Origin of the sequence: Klenkia soli, from assembly GCF_900103975.1 — a bacterium.
Taxonomy (GTDB): Bacteria; Actinomycetota; Actinomycetes; order Mycobacteriales; family Geodermatophilaceae; genus Klenkia; species Klenkia soli.
On record NZ_FNIR01000012.1, the window covers coordinates 25475 to 40889 of the forward strand.

10 protein-coding genes and 1 riboswitch are annotated in these 15415 nt (G+C 77.1%); of the genes, 6 read left to right on the top strand and 4 right to left on the bottom strand.

All coding sequences use genetic code 11. The features are described from left to right. Positions 1 to 14: 14 nt before the first annotated feature. Positions 15 to 539 (top strand): DUF1097 domain-containing protein, encoded by a 525-nt coding sequence (locus BLS67_RS18000; RefSeq protein ID WP_091247757.1) that lies wholly within the window; start codon positions 15 to 17, stop codon positions 537 to 539. Positions 540 to 587: 48 nt separating this feature from the next. On the opposite strand, the gene BLS67_RS18005 is transcribed toward BLS67_RS18000, so the two are convergent. The 3 genes from BLS67_RS18005 to BLS67_RS18015 form a co-directional block, all read right to left on the bottom strand. Then, the gene (locus tag BLS67_RS18005; protein ID WP_091247759.1) at positions 588 to 3206 is read right to left on the bottom strand and encodes a putative bifunctional diguanylate cyclase/phosphodiesterase; all 2619 of its coding nucleotides are present in this window, start codon (positions 3204 to 3206) and stop codon (positions 588 to 590) included. 157 nt (positions 3207 to 3363) lie between these two features. Next, positions 3364 to 4392, bottom strand: a complete 1029-nt coding sequence (locus BLS67_RS18010) for an Atu2307/SP_0267 family LLM class monooxygenase (RefSeq protein WP_091247761.1) — start codon at positions 4390 to 4392, stop codon at positions 3364 to 3366. Between the two features lie 40 nt (positions 4393 to 4432). Next, the gene (locus BLS67_RS18015) at positions 4433 to 7213 is read right to left on the bottom strand and encodes an FAD-binding and (Fe-S)-binding domain-containing protein (protein WP_091247762.1); all 2781 of its coding nucleotides are present in this window, start codon (positions 7211 to 7213) and stop codon (positions 4433 to 4435) included. A gap of 111 nt (positions 7214 to 7324) precedes the next feature. On the opposite strand from BLS67_RS18015, the gene BLS67_RS18020 reads away from it, so the two are divergent. Further along, a complete protein-coding gene (locus BLS67_RS18020) occupies positions 7325 to 9091 on the top strand; it encodes an alkaline phosphatase D family protein (protein ID WP_091247764.1) in 1767 nt (588 codons plus the stop codon). A gap of 11 nt (positions 9092 to 9102) precedes the next feature. On the opposite strand, the gene BLS67_RS18025 is transcribed toward BLS67_RS18020, so the two are convergent. Further along, on the bottom strand, positions 9103 to 10365 hold the full coding sequence (locus BLS67_RS18025) for an alkaline phosphatase family protein (protein WP_091247766.1): 1263 nt from the start codon (positions 10363 to 10365) through the stop codon (positions 9103 to 9105). Positions 10366 to 10458: 93 nt separating this feature from the next. After that, positions 10459 to 10646, top strand: a riboswitch (cobalamin riboswitch). Between the two features lie 127 nt (positions 10647 to 10773). Here BLS67_RS18025 and BLS67_RS18030 point away from each other — a divergent pair. The 4 genes from BLS67_RS18030 to BLS67_RS18045 are packed head-to-tail and all read left to right on the top strand — an operon-like array spanning position 10774 to position 15414. Beyond that, positions 10774 to 12240, top strand: a complete 1467-nt coding sequence (locus BLS67_RS18030) for an ABC transporter substrate-binding protein (RefSeq protein ID WP_131801782.1) — start codon at positions 10774 to 10776, stop codon at positions 12238 to 12240. A gap of 5 nt (positions 12241 to 12245) precedes the next feature. Further along, entirely contained in the window at positions 12246 to 12986 is a 741-nt protein-coding gene (locus BLS67_RS18035) for an ATP-binding cassette domain-containing protein (protein WP_091247768.1), read from the top strand. Then, the gene (locus BLS67_RS18040; RefSeq protein ID WP_207500711.1) at positions 12983 to 13720 is read left to right on the top strand and encodes an ATP-binding cassette domain-containing protein; all 738 of its coding nucleotides are present in this window, start codon (positions 12983 to 12985) and stop codon (positions 13718 to 13720) included. Before BLS67_RS18035 ends, BLS67_RS18040 begins: the two co-directional genes overlap by 4 nt. Beyond that, complete coding sequence (locus BLS67_RS18045; RefSeq protein ID WP_091247769.1) at positions 13717 to 15414, top strand: ABC transporter permease subunit; 1698 nt, start codon at positions 13717 to 13719, stop codon at positions 15412 to 15414. The genes BLS67_RS18040 and BLS67_RS18045 overlap by 4 nt, the downstream gene beginning before the upstream one ends. The last annotated feature ends 1 nt before the right edge of the window (position 15415 follow it).

Genomic DNA, 15415 nt, shown 5'->3' on the forward strand with positions numbered 1-15415 from the left:
GAGGGAGGGACGCGATGAGGCGTCTCGTCGCCCTGGGCATCTCCATCGGGGTGCTCGCCGGGCTGTTCACCTGGGTCGCCGGCAGCATCACGGCGATCGGGTCGTTCACCGCCCCGCTGGTGGTGTGGGTCGGCTTCGCGGCCTGGGCGGTGTTCTACGCCGCCGGGGGCCGCACCGCCGGGCTGGTCTCGACGCTGGGCTCCACGCTCAGCGGCCTGGTGTGGGGGTGGCTGATCCTGAGGGCCACCCTCGGCATCAGCGCGGCGGGCTCCCCCGCCGTGCTGGGGCTGATGGTGGCGATCGGCGCCTTCGCGATGTGCGTGCAGGCCGGGGTGAAGCCGCTGGCGTTCATCCCCGGTGCCTTCGTCGGGGCGGCGTGCTTCTTCGGCAACGCCGGGCTGTTCTGGGCCACGGCGGTCTCGCTGGTCGGCGGCGCCCTGCTCGCCTACGTCTCCGAGGTGCTCGGCGACGTCGTGGAGCGGGCCCTGGGCGGCACGTCCGCGGCGGCACCGGCCGCCGGGGAGAAGGCCACCGCCTGACCCGCGCGTCCCGGGCCCGGCCTCCTCGGGGGTCGGGCCCGAGGTGCGTCAGGTGACCGGGGCACCCGAGACCGCAGCGCGGAACAGGTCGCCGGCCGACCCCGCCGGCAGCGGGACCGACAGGTGGAAGCCCTGGGCGGCGTCGCAGGCGTCGGCGGCGAGCCGGTCCAGCACGGCCGCGTGCTCGACGCCCTCGGCCACCACGGTCAACCCGCTGGCGTGCGCGGTGGCCACCATGAGGGCGACCAGGCGCTGGTCGGCGGGGTCGGCAGAGACGAAGCTGCCGTCGACCTTCAGGGTGTCCACGGGCAGGTGGCGCAGGGCGCCGATCGACGTGGTGCCGGTGCCGAAGTCGTCCAGCGCCACCCGCACCCCGAGGGCGCGCAGCGCCGCCAGGTGCGCCAGCAGCAGCGGGGCCTCCACGACGGCCCGCTCGGCCACCTCCAGCACCAGGCAGGACGACGGCAGCCCGGCGTCGACCAGGCACCCCAGCACGGTGTCGGTGACCCGGGGGTCACCCAGGAACCGGGCCGAGACGTTCACCGACACGGTCGGGCCGGCGTCGTCCCGGCCCAACCCGTGCGCAGCCCGCCAGTCGGCCAGCTGGCCGACCGCGCTGCGCAGCACCCACCGGTCCAGCTCGCACACCAGGTCGCTCTGCTCGGCGACCGGGACGAACGCCTCGGGGGACAGCAGCCCGACACCGGGCCGCTCCCAGCGGGGCAGGGCCTCGAACCCCACGAGCGCGCCGCCGGCCACCTCCACCACCGGTTGGTAGAGCACGTGCACCTCGCCGTCGGCCAGCCCGCGGCGCAGGGCGACCTCGACGTCCCGACGCTCCTCGATGTGGCTGCGCAGCTGGTCGTCGAAGACCTCCACCCGACCGCGGCCGGCGTGCTTGGCGCGGTAGACCGCGGCGTCGGCCTGGGCCAGCAGCTGGTCGCCGTCGACCTGGCCGTCCTGGGCCAGGGCGACCCCGATGCTGGCGCCGACGGCCACCGCACGGGCACCGGTCGGCGAGGTCACCGTCATGGACTGCGAGATCGCGGCCACCAGCCGCTCCCCCAGCGCGACCAGCTCGCCGACGTCGGCGACGGCCTCGACCAGCACCACGAACTCGTCGCCCCCGAGCCGGCAGACGGTGTCCCCGGCCCGCGCCTCCTCCCGCATGCGGGTGGCGACCGTGCGCAGCACCTCGTCGCCCGCGGCGTGCCCGGCGCGGTCGTTGACGGCCTTGAACCCGTCGAGGTCCACGAACAGCAGGCCGGTCGCCGCACCCGCCCGCTGCGCCCGGTGCAGGGCGGCGGTGGTCAGGTCGAGGGCCCGGGCGCGGTTGGGCAGGTCGGTGAGCGGGTCGTGCGCGGCCTGGTGCACCAGCGCGCTCTGCAGCCGCTCGCGCTGCCGGATGGAGGTGACCAGCTGGTCCACCGAGGAGTGCAGCAGCTCGCCCAGCGGACCCGGGACGGCCTCGTCGAGCACGGGGTCGCCGAGGTCACCGCGGGCCACGGCCCCGGCCTGGTCCTGGATCCGACGGAGGCTGCCGACGGCGGCGCCCAGCGCCCGACCCACCGACCGCACCTCGCGGGGGCCGCGCTCGGCGACGTCCACGAGCCGGCCCTGGCTGATCTCGTCGGCGGCGTCGGCCACCCTGCCCAGCGAGCGGGTCATCCGGCGGCCCAGGACGCCGAGCACGACCAGGGTCAGCAGCACCGCCCCGGCGGCCGCGGCCATCGTCGCGTCGCGCGTGCCGTCGGCGTGCTCGCCGTCGGTCGCCGCGGCAGCGGCGGCCAGCCCCACGGCGCGGTCGAGGACGTCGGAGGTCTCGCCGGTGACGCTCAGGACGCCCTCGATCAGGCTCTGCAGCTGGGTGATGGACGGCGAGACGGGCGTGCTGCCCATGGCGCGGTCGTAGACGGCGGCCACGTCCAGCGCGTCCGGGGTCCTCGAGAGGTCCAGACCGGCCCGCCGGACGGCGGGGTCGGAGATGGTCGTGAGCTGGGCGCGGGCGGTCTCGACCGCCCCGTGGGACTGCAGCCACTGCCAGCTGTACCGGCCGCCGAACACGCCGCCCTCGTAGAGCTGCCAGCCGAGGAAGTCCACGACGTCGGGGGTGATGGACGCCGACAGGTCGGCCAGCAGCCGCACGTCGCGGATGGCCGAGACGGTCGCGGTGGAGCCGGCCTGCGAGGCCGCCGAGACCACCATGCGGGCCTGGGCGCGGTGCAGCCGGTCGGCCACCGCGCTCCAGCGGTCGCGGACGGTGGTGAGGTCCAGGGCACCGTCGCCGTCCACCCAGGCGCGCACGCCGGCCACCTCGTCCTGCACCTGGGCCGCGACCTCGGCGGAGTCCGGGAGGTCGCGCGCGGCGGCCAGGCGGGCGTCGGTCTCGGTGCGCACGTCGGCCACCGCGCCGGCGAGCACGCCCTGGGCGGCAGCGGCGAACGCCGGGGTGATGCCCAGTCGCTGCACGGCCAGCGGGTTGTCCATCGAGGCCAGCACGACGACGGTGACCAGCTCCTGGTCCACCGCGCTGGCTGCCTGGGAGAGCACCCCGAACGCCTGCACCTGCTCGGCCGCGGCGGTGGAGGACGCCACGGCGTCGGCGGCGCGGCCGGCGAGGACGACGGCGAAGGCGCCCATGCTGCCCAGCGGGAGCAGGACGAGCACGAGGAGCAGCGCCCACAGGGGAGCGCCCCTGCCCGCCCCCCGGCGGGCGGACCAGTTGGCTGGAGTCCACACACCGGGGTTGTCGGCGCGGGCGGGCCCCTCCTGGAGGCCCGGCCCACGCCCTCACCCCACCGGGTGGTGACCGCTGGACGTCGGGTCAGGCGTCGGCCACCGCGGGGGCCACCTCGGTGCCCAGCAGCTCGATGCCGCGCAGCAGGTCCGCGTGCGCCAGCCGGGGGTTGGTCATCTGGATCGACAGCCGGTCGACCCCGCCGAGCTGGTCGGAGATCCGCCGGATCTTCTCGGCCACGGTCCGCGGCGAGCCCATGAAGAACGCGCCGTCGGGGCCGGAGGTGGCGTCGAACTGGGCCCGGGTGGGCTGCCGGAACCCGCGCTCGCGGCTGACCTTGGTGAACATCTCGTGCCAGCCGGGGTAGATGGTGTCCGAGGCGGCCTCGGTGCTCTCGCCGACGTAGCCGAACACGTGCAGGCCCACCTGCAGCTTCTCCGGCGCGTGCCCCGCCTGCGCACCGGCCCGGCGGTACAGGTCGATCAGCGGGGCGAACTGGCGCGGCTCACCGCCGATGATGGCGACCATCAGCGGCAGGCCGAGCAGCCCGGCGCGGGCGAAGGACTCGGGGCTGCCGCCGACGCCGACCCAGATCGGCAGCTGCTCCTGCGCGGGTCGGGGGTAGACGCCCTGGCCGGTCAGCGCGGGGCGGTGCCGGCCCGACCAGGTGACCTTCTCGGACTCGCGGATCTGCAGCAGCAGCTCGAGCTTCTCGGTGAACAGCGAGTCGTAGTCGGCCAGCTCGAGGCCGAACAGCGGGAAGGCCTCGGTGAACGAGCCCCGGCCCACCACCAGGTCGGTGCGACCGCCGGAGATCAGGTCCAGGGTGGCGAACTGCTGGAACACCCGCACCGGGTCGGCGGCCGAGAGCACGGTGACCGCGCTGCCCAGCCGGATGCGCTCGGTGCGGGCCGCGGCGGCGGCCAGGATGATCGCCGGGGCCGAGTCGTAGTACTCGGGCCGGTGGTGCTCGCCGATCCCGAACGAGTAGAGCCCGACCTGGTCGGCCAGGGCGATCTCCTCGAGCAGGTGGGCCATGCGCTGCTGCGGGCCCACGGCCTCCCCGGTGGTGGGGTCGGTCACCGCGGCCACGAAGCTGTCGACGCCGATGTGCATGGGGTCCTCCTCAGGATCACCGTCCATGGTAGTTCAACGCTCAACCGTCCTGCGCGCGGTGCATTCCCTCCGCGAGGACCTCGGCCAGGTGCCGGGCGCGGACGTCGGCCAGCTGGTCCAGCTGCGTGCGGCAGCTGAACCCGTCGGCGAGCACGGCGGCACCGGCCCCCGCGGCCCGGACGGCGGGCAGCAGCGCGGTCTCGGCCACCGCCACCGACACCGCGTGGTGACCGGCCTCGGCGCCGAAGTTCCCCGCCAGCCCGCAGCAGCCGCCCACCGCGGTGACGTCGGCACCGGCCCGGGCGAGGAGGGCCCGGTCGGCGTCCCAGCCCAGGACGGCGTGCTGGTGGCAGTGCGGCTGGGCCACGCCGCGCACGCCGGTGAGGTCCGGGGGCGTCCAGCCCGGCCGGGTGGCCAGCAGCTCGGCCAGCGTGTGCGTCGCCGCGGCGACCCGCTCGGCCGCGGGGCCCGGCACCAGCTCGACGGCGTCACCCCGGAGCACCGCCGTGCAGGACGGCTCGAGCCCCACGACCGGCAGGCCCCGGTCGAGGGCGGCCACCGTGCGGGCCAGCTGGCCGCGGGCGGTGTCGAGCTGCCCGGTGGAGATCCAGGTCAGCCCGCAGCACACCGGCGCGGACAGCTGCACCGCGAACCCGGCGTCCTCCAGCACCGCCACCGCGGCCCGGCCCACCTCGGGGGTGAAGTGGTCGGTGAAGGTGTCGACGAACAGCAGCACCGGGTCGCCGTCCCCCGTCGGCTGCCCGGCGAACCAGGCGCGGAAGGTCTCGGGGGCGAAGCGGGGCAGCTCGCGGTCGCGGTCGATGCCGCCTGCCGCCCGGGCGAGCGCACCACCGGCCGCCGTCCCCAGGAGGGCGTTCACCAGCCGCGGCGCGCGGGAGGCCAGCCGGGCGGTGAGCGGCAGCCAGCCCAGCGACCAGTGCGTGCGCGGACGCCACCAGCGGCGGTAGCGGGCGTGCAGCACCTCGGCCTTGTAGGTGGCCATGTCCACCCCGGTCGGGCAGTCGACCGCGCAGCCCTTGCAGGACAGGCAGAGGTCCAGGGACTCCAGCACCTCCGGGGCGCCCAGGCCGCCGACAAGCGTGCCGTTGGCCGCCTCCTGCAGCACCCGGGCCCGGCCGCGGGTGGAGTCGCGCTCGTCGCCGGTGGCCAGGAACGAGGGGCACATGACCCCGCCGGTGGCGGTGGCGTCGGCCCGGCAGCGGCCCACCCCGGTGCAGCGGTGCGCGGCCACGGACAGGTCGCCGCCGTCCTCGGGCAGGGCGAACGCCCGGGCGCGCAGCGGGTGGGCACCCGGCAGCCGGAGGGTGGCGTCCAGCGGTTCGGGCTCGACCAGCACCCCGGGGTTGAGCAGCCCGGTCGGGTCGAAGGCGTGCTTGACCGCGGCGAACGCGCCCAGCAGCTCGGGGCCGTACATGCGCGGCAGCAGCTCGCTGCGGGCCCGGCCGTCGCCGTGCTCGCCCGAGACCGACCCGCCGTACCGGGCCACCGCGTCGGCGGCGGCCTCGACGAACCCGCGCAGCACCTGCGGGCGGGCGGCCAGCGGGAAGTCGATGCGGGCGTGGACGCACCCGTCGCCGAAGTGGCCGTAGACCAGGGCGTCCAGCCCGTGCGCGTCGAGCAGGCCGCGGAAGTCGCGCAGGTAGGCGCCCAGGTGCTCGGGCGGGACGGCGGCGTCCTCCCACCCGGGCCAGGCCGGCGCCCCGGCGGGGGTGCGCCCGCCCAGCCCGGCGCCGTCCTCGCGGATCCGCCACAGCCTCAGCGCGTCGGGGCCGGTCACCACCAGGGAGTCCAGCGCCCCGGCGTCGGCGGCGAGCCGGCGGGCGGCGTCCTGGGCCGCGGCGGCCGACTCCCCCGCCACCTCGACGAACAACCAGCCCTCCCCGCGGGGCAGGTCCGGGACGGCTGCCGCACCGCGCCGACGGCGGACGACGTCGACCAACCGGGCGTCCATGCCCTCGACGGCCCGGGGGGCGTGCGGCAGCAGCGCGGGGACGGCGTCGGCCGCGGCCGGCATGTCGGGGTAGCCGAGGACGACGAGCGCGGTGGCGGCGGGCACCGCGGCCAGGGAGACCGTCGCCTGAAGCAGGACGGCGAGCGTGCCCTCGGAGCCGGCGAGGAAGCGGCCCACGTGGCGGCCGTTCTCGGGCAGCAGGTGCTCCAGCGAGTAGCCCGACACCTGCCGGCGGAACCGGCCCGACCCGGTGCGGATCGCCGCCAGGTGCGCGTCGACCACCGGCCAGAGGTCGACCGGGCCGGCATCGCGGGGGCCAGCGTCGAACACCGCTCCCCCGGCGGTGGCCACCTGCAGCGACACCACGGTGTCCGCGGCCCGGCCGGCGCTCATCGCGTGCGCGCCGCACGCGTTGTTGCCGATCGTGCCGCCGATGGTGGCCCGCGAGTGGGTGGAGGGGTCGGGGCCGTAGGCCAGCCCGTGGGGTGCGCCGGCGTCGGTGACCCGGTCCAGCACGACCCCGGGCTGGACGACGGCGGTGCGGGCGACCGGGTCCAGCGCGACGATCCGGGTGAGGTGGCGGGAGGTGTCCAGCACCAGGCCCGGACCGATCGCGTTGCCGGCGATGGAGGTGCCGCCGCCGCGCATCGTCAGCGGCGTGCCGAGGTCCCGGCAGACCGCCAGGGCGGCGAGCACCTCGTCGGCGTCGCGCGGGTAGGCCACCGCGGTGGGCACCACCCGGTGGTTGGACGCGTCGGAGCTGTACTCGGCGCGCCGCCGGACGCCGTCCTCGACCTGGGCCAGCCCGGCGGCCCGCAGGCCGGCCACCAGCCCGCGGACGTCGGTCACCGGGCCAGTCTCGCCCACCGGCGGCAGCTGTTCACCCGGAGGTCAGCTGCCGGTGACCCGGGTCGCGCAGGGTCGGGTGGTCCGCACGCCACCTGTCCACGGGGGACCACCATGACCGCACCGCTGACCCGCCGCGCCGTCCTGCAGGGCGGTGCGATCGGCGCCGCCGTCCTCGCGCTGGGGTCGCTGAGCACCGAGCAGGCCCGGGCCGCGGTGGCGGACCAGGCCCGGTCGGGGGTCTTCGGGTTCGGCGTCGCGTCCGGGGACCCGACCGCCACCGAGGTGTTGCTGTGGACCCGGGTCACCCCGACCCCGCAGGCGGTGCCGGGCAGCGGGCTCGGGCCGGCCAGCCAGGTCCGGTGGGAGGTGGCCGCCGACCCCGCGTTCCGCCGGGTCGTGCAGCGCGGCACGGTGCGCATCGACGCGGCCCGCGACCACACGGTCAAGGTCGTCGTCCCCCGGCTGACCCCCTACACCCGGTACTGGTACCGCTTCACCTGCCGCGGGGCGACGTCCCCGGTGGGCCGCACGCAGACCTCCCCCGACGAGCCGGGCCGCACCCACGCGCTGCGGCTGGCGTTCGTCTCCTGCTCGAACTTCACCGGCGGCTACTTCACCGCCTACCGCGGGCTGGCCGCCCGCGACGACCTGGACGCCGTGCTGCACCTGGGCGACTACCTCTACGAGTACGGCAACGCCGAGGACCGCTACGGGCCGGCCGAGCTGGCCGGCACCCGGGACCACCAGCCGGCCACCGAGATGGTGTCCCTGCCCGACTACCGGCTGCGGCACGCGCTCTACAAGACCGACCCCGACCTGCAGGCGGCGCACCAGCAGCACCCGTGGATCACGATCTTCGACGACCACGAGGTCACCAACGACGCCTACGCCACGGGCGCGGAGAACCACGAGGCCCAGGACGACCCGGACACCTCCTACACCGGCCCGGGCGAGCCGGCCGGGGTGCGCGCCGAGGGCGATTTCCTGGCCCGCCGGGCGGTGGCCTACCAGGCGTACCTGGAGTGGATGCCGATCCGCGAGCCCGGCTGGCAGCCCGCACCCCACCGGGGCACCCAGTTCTTCCGGCGGTTCTCCTTCGGCGACCTGGCCGACCTGTCGATCGTCGAGACCCGGCAGAACCGCAGCCAGCAGGTGCCGACGACGGTGGGCGGGCAGGTCAACCCGGCGCTGGCCGACCCCGGCCGGCACCTGCCCGAGCCCGAGCAGCTGCGGTGGCTGACCGACGGCATCACGCGCAGCCGCAAGCCCTGGCACCTGGTCGGCAACCAGACGGTGCTCACCCGGCTGTTCGCCGTGCCCCGGGTGGGGGTGCTGGGCGGGCAGGTCTACAACGCCGACCAGTGGGACGGCTACCAGGCCGACCAGGCGACGCTGATCGCCGCGATGGGTCGGGGCGGCACCGACCCGGTCGTGCTCACCGGCGACATCCACTCCTCGTGGGCCAACGACCTCCCGCCCGCCTTCGACGTGGCCCGGTACACCGCGGCGCCGTCCTCGGTGGGCGTGGAGTTCGTCTGCCCCTCGGTGACCAGCAACGGGTTCAAGGAGTCGCTGGGGAACTCGGCGGCCGCGGCGGTGGCGGCGACCACCGCGTTCCAGGCGGCCAACCCGTGGATCCGGTACCTGGAGGGCATCGGGCACGGTTTCGCCGTCCTCGACGTGACCCCCGACCGGGTGCAGACCGACTTCTGGTTCATCCGCTCGGGCGGGGACAAGGGCCTGGCCGTCGACCCCCGGGTGGACCCGCAGGCGACGGTCGGGTTCGAGTCGGCCTGGCAGTCGGTGCGGGGCTCGCGCCGGATCAGCGGCCCGGTGGCCCAGCTGGGTCCGCGCAGCGACCGGCCGCGCGGGGCCTGACCGCGGAAGGCCTAGGGGCGGAACGCCTCGCGGCGGGCCGTGCCGTCGTAGCCGCCGCGGGGCGCGGGCAGGCCGAACAGCGACCCGACCGTGGGCGCGACGTCGACGGTGCGGGCCTGGGCGGTGGAGATCCCCTGCCGCACGCGGGGGTGCCCGCCGGCCACGAAGAACGGGATCGGCTCGGTCGCGGGGTGGCCGTGGTTGCCCGGGATGGGGTTGCTGACCACGGTGGGGTCGCTGAACCGCCACCCGGGCCGGCAGTACGCCACCAGGTCCCCGGCCTCCGGGCCCAGCCGCAGCTCCGCCGGCGGCTGCACCGAGAGCACGCCGGGGTGGACCCGCACCAGGTCGGCCACCTGCCGCAGCCCGGCGGCCCGACCGGCGGCGGGGCCGGTCCAGTACACGAGGTCGGCGCCGCCGTTCTGGCCGATCTGCACGCTGCCCCGCAGGTCGGGGCGGGCCTGCAGCACCAGGTCGACGGAGATCACGTTCGTCGGCACCGACCAGTCCATGGAGTGGTCGGCCAGCACCACCAGCACCGAGCTGGCCCAGCGGCCGGTGGTCTGCAGGTGGGTGACGAACCGGGCGACCTGGGTGTCCTGGGTCAGCAGCGCGGCCCGGCGGGCGGCCTGCAGGCCGTAGGGCCCGGTGACGTCGGAATGGCCCACCCGGTCGACGTCCCCCAGGTTGACGAACACCAGGGCGGGGTCGAACTCGTCGACCACGGCGATCGCGGCGTCCGTGGTGGCGACGTCGGGGGCGTGCCCGGTGACCGGCAGCAGCGGGAAGGGCTCCCAGCGGTGGGTGGCCCGGGTGCCGAAGACGCCGTAGAGGTAGTCCTTGCTGAGCACGCTGCCCGTCGTCCGCCCGGTCGCGGCCAGCCGCTCGAGCAGGGTCGGCGCCTTCAGGTCGGTGGCCCGGTCGAGGGTGCGGACGGCGCCCTCGGCCCGGTCGTACACGGAGTTCGCCGGGACGCCGGACCGGTCCGGCCGCACCCCGGTCATCATCATCACGTGGTTGGGGATGGTCTCCATCACCGGCAGCGAGCGGGCCTGGGGGAACGTCGTCCCGGCCTGCTGCAGCGACCACAGCGTCGGCGTGCTCAGCGGGGTGACCTCGTCCGGGCGCATGCCGTCGACGACCAGCACGTACACCCGGAGGTCGCCGACCCCGGCCCGGGCGGGGGTCGTCCCGGCGACGGTGGACAGCAGCACCCCCGCCCCGCCGGCGGCGGTGACCTGGAGGAAGCGGCGGCGGGTGAGGGCGTCGGCCATGCCCGGGTCAACGTCGCCCGCCCGGCCCGGTTGCGGCTCCCGACCAGGTGTCGCCGGGAGTTCACCGGCGGGTCACCCCTAGGGTGGGTGGCGCAGCTGGTCCGGCCGCCGCGAGGTGGCCGGGGCAAGAGGGAACCCGGTGCGAGTCCGGGACTGCCCCGCAGCGGTGAGCAGGAACGACCGCCGTCAACGAAGCACTGGGTGCACCAGCACCTGGGAAGCGACGGCCAGTAGGTGGGTCCCCGGGCCCGTGCCCGCGAGTCCGAAGACCTGCCAGCCGTGGCCGCGCGGGACCTCCGCGTGGTCGGTCGGCGACCTCGTGGGCGGGTCCGGACGACGGCGGGTCACCCCTGCCCGGTCTCCCCCCGCGGTGCCGCAGACCCCCTGCCGCTCGCGAGGAGAGAGCCGTTGAGACGCACCGCCCTGGGCATCACCGCCCTGCTGGCCCTGACCGCCTGCGGGGGCGGCACGACCGCCGCGGGCAGCGACCGCATCCGGTTGGCCTACGCCTTCGTGCCGGTCGCCGGGCTGTCGCCCTACAGCGACGACGCCGTGACCGGCTACGGGATCGGGGCCACCGAGACGCTCGTCAAGCTGGACCCGGCCGGCGCCCCCCAGCCGCTGCTGGCCGAGTCCTGGACCCAGGTCGACCCGTTGACCTGGCGGTTCGACCTGCGCGACGACGTCACCTTCCAGGACGGGACGGCGATGACCGCCGACGTGGTGGCCGCGGGCCTGCAGCACGCGGTCGACGCCGACCCCACCCCGCGGGCGCTGTCCGGGGTGGACCTCTCGGTCGCCGTGGCCGACGAGGACACCCTGACCCTCACCACCGCCGCGCCGGACCCGGTGCTGCCCCAGCGGCTGACCTCCCCGGAGCTGGTGGTGCTCTCCCCCGGCGCCTACGCCGACCCGTCGTCCCCGGACCTGGTCGGCACCGGAACCGGGCCCTACGAGCTGGTCTCGGTCGACGGCACGACCGGCGCCGAGCTCGACGCCTACGCCGGTTACTGGGGCGGCACCCCGGCCGCCGCCGGGGTCGACGTCCGCTTCCTCTCCGAGGGCGGTTCCCGGACGGCGGCCCTGCGCGCCGACGAGGTGGACGTCGCGCAAGCGGTCCCGGTCTCGCAGATCGGCACGCTGGGCGCCGACGACGAGCTGCAGTCGGTGCCGCTCCCCCGCACCGTGTCGGTGCACCTGACCCAGACCTCGCCGGTGTTCGCCGACCCGGGCCTGCGCGAGGCCGCCCGGCAGGCGATCGCCGGGTTGGACATCGCCGGCACCGTGTACGAGGGCCAGGCCGACGCCCCCGAGGGCCTGTTCGGGCCGACGTCGACCTGGGCCGCGGACCGGCAGCCCCCCGACCACCCGACCGCCACCGCGCCGAGCGGGCAGGCGATCACGCTGGCCACCTTCTCCGACCGGGCCGAGCTGCCCGAGGTGGCCGCGGCGGTCGCCGACGCGCTGCGCACCGCCGGCTTCGACGTCGACCTGCGGGTCGGGCTCTACACCGACATGGAGGCCGACTACCTCGCCGGCACGTACGACGCCGTCCTCATGAGCCGGTCCTACGGCCAGGACACCGCCGACCCGCTGTCCTACCTGTCCTCGGACTTCGGCTGCGCCGGGGGCTACGACCTGTCCCGCTACTGCGACCCCGCCGTCGACGCGCAGCTCGCCGCCGGCTCGCCGCTGGCCGACGTCGACGCCCGCAACCAGGTCGCGCTCGCCGTCGAGCGCACCGTGCTGGGCGCCGACGCCGTGGTGCCCGTCGTGCACGACCGCACCCGGTTCGGGGTGTCCCAGCGGGTGGCCGGGCTGGCCGCCGACCCGTGGGAGCGGTCGATCATCACCGCCGACACGTCGGTGGGCTGAGCCGCGTGCTCGTCGAGGTCACCGGGCTCGCCGTCACGGCCGGGGACCGTCGGCTGGTCGGCCCGCTGGACCTCGCGGTGGCCGAGGGCGAGCGGGTCGGCCTGGTCGGACCGTCGGGGTCGGGCAAGTCGCTGACCGTGGCGGCGGTGCTCGGCGAGGTGCCCGCCGACCTGCGGGTGAGCGGTGCGGTCCGGGTGGCCGGTCGTCCGGCCGGCGACCCGTCGCTGCGCGGCCGGGTCGCCGGGGCGCTGTTCCAGGACAGCGCCACCGCGCTGGACCCGCTGGCCCGGGTGGGTGCGCAGCTGGCCGGCCCCGCCCGGCGCCTGCACGCCCTGACCCGCGCCGCGGCCCGCGTGCAGGCGCGCGAGGACCTGGCCCGGCTGGGGTTCGCCGACCCCGAGGACGTCGCCCGGGCGTGGCCGGCGACCCTGTCCGGTGGTCAGCGGCAGCGCGTGGCACTGGCCCTGGCGCTGGCCGGGCGGCCCCGGCTGCTGGTCGCCGACGAGCCCACGACGGCGCTGGACACCGTCAGCCAGGCCGCCGTGCTGGACCTGGTCGACCGGCTCGCCCCCGCCCTGCTGCTGGTCAGCCACGACCTGGCCGTGGTCGCCCGCTGCTGCACCCGCGTGCTGGTCCTGTCCGACGGCCGGGTGGTCGAGGAGGGGGCGACCGCGGCCGTGCTCGCCGCGCCGCAGCACCCCGTGACCCGCGCGCTGGTGGCCGCCGCCCGGGCCGGGCCGTCGTGATCGAGGTCCACGGGGTGGTCCGGCGCTACCGCCGGCACGGCGCGCCCGCGCTGGACGGCGTCGACCTGGAGCTCCCCGCCGGGCGCGACCTGGCGCTGGTGGGCAGCTCGGGGGCCGGCAAGAGCACCCTGCTGCGCGTGCTGCTGGGCCTCGAGCCCGCCGACGCCGGCACGGTGCGGGTGCTCGGCCGGCCCGTGGCCCCCGGGTCGGCCCGGTCGCTGCGCTGGCTGCGGGCGGCGGTCGGGGTGGTCGCGCAGGACGCCGGCAGCTCGCTGGACCCGCGCTGGCCGGTCGGCCGCAGCGTCGCCGAGCCGCTGCGGCTGCTGGACCTGCCCGGTGACCCCGCCGCTCGGGTCCGCGAGGTGCTGACCGCGGTCGACGTCGACCCCGGCGCCGCCGACCGGCGGCCCGCGGCGTTCTCCGGTGGGCAGCGGCAGCGGATCGCGCTGGCCCGGGCCCTGGTCCACCGCCCGACGCTGCTGGTCGCCGACGAGCTGCTCTCGGGGGCGGACGCCGTCCTCCGCGGCCACCTGCTGGCGCTGCTGACGGGGCTCGGGACCCAGCTGCTGCTGGTCACCCACGACCTCGCGCTGGCCGGCGCGCTGGCCGGCGACGTCGCCGTCCTCGCGGCCGGCCGGGTGGTCGAGCACGGTCCCGCGGTCGACGTCCTGCGCGCTCCGGTCGCCGCCGAGACCCGGCTGCTGCGCGACGCGGTGCTGCGGTTGCCGGCATGAGGGGGCTGCGCAGCGGGCTGGCGGTGGTCGGCACCGCACTGGCCGTCGTCCTGCTCCTGGCGGCGCTGCCGTGGCTGCGCGGGGAGGACCCGGCGGTCACCGTCTTCCGGGCCCTCTACGCCGAGCGGACCCGGGACCCCGCCGTCGTCGAGGCGCTGCGGGTCGACCTCGACCTGCCCGCCGGGCCGGTGTCGGGGGCGTGGCAGTGGCTGTCCCGGGCCCTGCGCGGCGACCTGGGCGTGAGCTGGGTGGACCGCGAGCCGGTGGCCCCCGAGGTGCTGCGGGCGGTCGGGGTCTCCGCCGGGCTGGCCGGGGCCGCGGTCGGGGTCGCCGTCCTCGTCGCCGCGCTCCTGCTGGTGCCGGCGACGGTGCGCGCGGTGCGCCGAGGCCGGCCACCGGGCGGGTGGGCGCCCACCGCGCTGGCCGCCGTCCCCGAGGTGGTGCTCGGCGTGCTGCTGCTGACCGGGGCCGCGGTCGGGCTGGGCTGGTTCCCGACCTCGGGGTGGGGCACCCCGGCCCAGGTCGTGCTCCCCGCGCTGGCGCTCGGGCTGCCCGGCGGTGGGTTGCTGGCCCGGGTGCTGGGGAGCACGGTCGCCGCCGCGGTGGCCGAGCCCTGGGTGCGCACCGCCCGGGTCAACGGCGCGGGCACCAGCGCGGTCGCCCGGTCGGTGCTGCGCCGGGCGGTCGCCGTCGCGGCACCCCAGCTGGCGCTGGTCGGGGTGGGGGTGCTCGGGTCGTCGGTCGCCGTCGAGCAGCTGTTCGCGGTGCCCGGCGCGGGCCGGACGGCGTTGCGGGCGGTGCTCGCCCTGGACCTGCCGCTGCTGCAGGGCTGCGTGCTGGCGCTCGTGCTGCTGGGCCTGCTCGTCGGGCTCGCCGGCGGTGCCGCCCACCGGTGGCTGCTGCGCCCGGCCCTGGGCGCCGGGGACCTCGTGGCGCCCGTGCCGGTGGCGGCGCGCGGCACCGCCGTCCCGCTGGTCGCCGCCGGGGTGCTGCTGGTCGGGGTCGCCGCGGGGGTGCTGCGGGACGGGGCGGTGGTGCTCGGCGACCGGTTGGCCCCGCCTTCCTGGTCGCACCCGCTGGGGGCCGACGCCGTCGGGCGGGACGTGCTGGCCCGCTTCGGTGCGGGGGCGCTGCTGACCGTCGGGGTCGGCGTCGCGGTCACCGCGCTGGCCACGGTGCTGGCCCTGCTGGTCGCGGCGACCGCCCGGGACACTCGGCCGGGGGTGCCCGACGTGCTCAACGCGCTGCCCGGGGTGCTGGTCGGCGTGGTGCTGGCGGCCGTCACCGGGCCGGGCCTGCTGCCGGCGGCGCTGGGCGTGCTGGTCGTGGCGTGGGTGCCGCTGGCGGTGCACGGCCGGTCGCTGGTGGTGCTGGGCCTGGCCGGGGCGCCGGTGCGGGCCGCGGTGCTGGCCGGGGCCGGGCGGGGCCGGGTGCTGCGGTCGCACGTGCTGCCCGGCGTCGTCGGCCCCCTGGTGCGGCACGCGCTGGCCCGGGTGCCCTCGGCGTCGCTGGCCCTGGCGTCGCTGAGCTTCCTGGGCCTGGGGGCGGCCACCGACTCCCCGGAGTGGGGCGCGATGCTCGCCGAGGGCCTGCCCTACCTCGAGCGCGCCCCGTGGGTGGCCGGCGCCCCCGTCGTCGGCCTCCTGCTGCTCGGCGTCGTCGCGGGGACGGCGACCGCACCCCGCCGACGCTGAG

Excerpts from the sequence above, each read along its gene's own strand:
- BLS67_RS18000 (WP_091247757.1), top strand. The coding sequence starts at position 15 with ATGAGGCGTCTCGTCGCCCTGGGCATCTCCATCGGGGTGCTCGCCGGG.
- BLS67_RS18010 (WP_091247761.1), bottom strand. The coding sequence starts at position 4,392 with ATGCACATCGGCGTCGACAGCTTCGTGGCCGCGGTGACCGACCCCACC.
- BLS67_RS18020 (WP_091247764.1), top strand. The coding sequence starts at position 7,325 with ATGACCGCACCGCTGACCCGCCGCGCCGTCCTGCAGGGCGGTGCGATC.
- BLS67_RS18025 (WP_091247766.1), bottom strand. The coding sequence starts at position 10,365 with ATGGCCGACGCCCTCACCCGCCGCCGCTTCCTCCAGGTCACCGCCGCC.
- BLS67_RS18045 (WP_091247769.1), top strand. The coding sequence starts at position 13,717 with ATGAGGGGGCTGCGCAGCGGGCTGGCGGTGGTCGGCACCGCACTGGCC.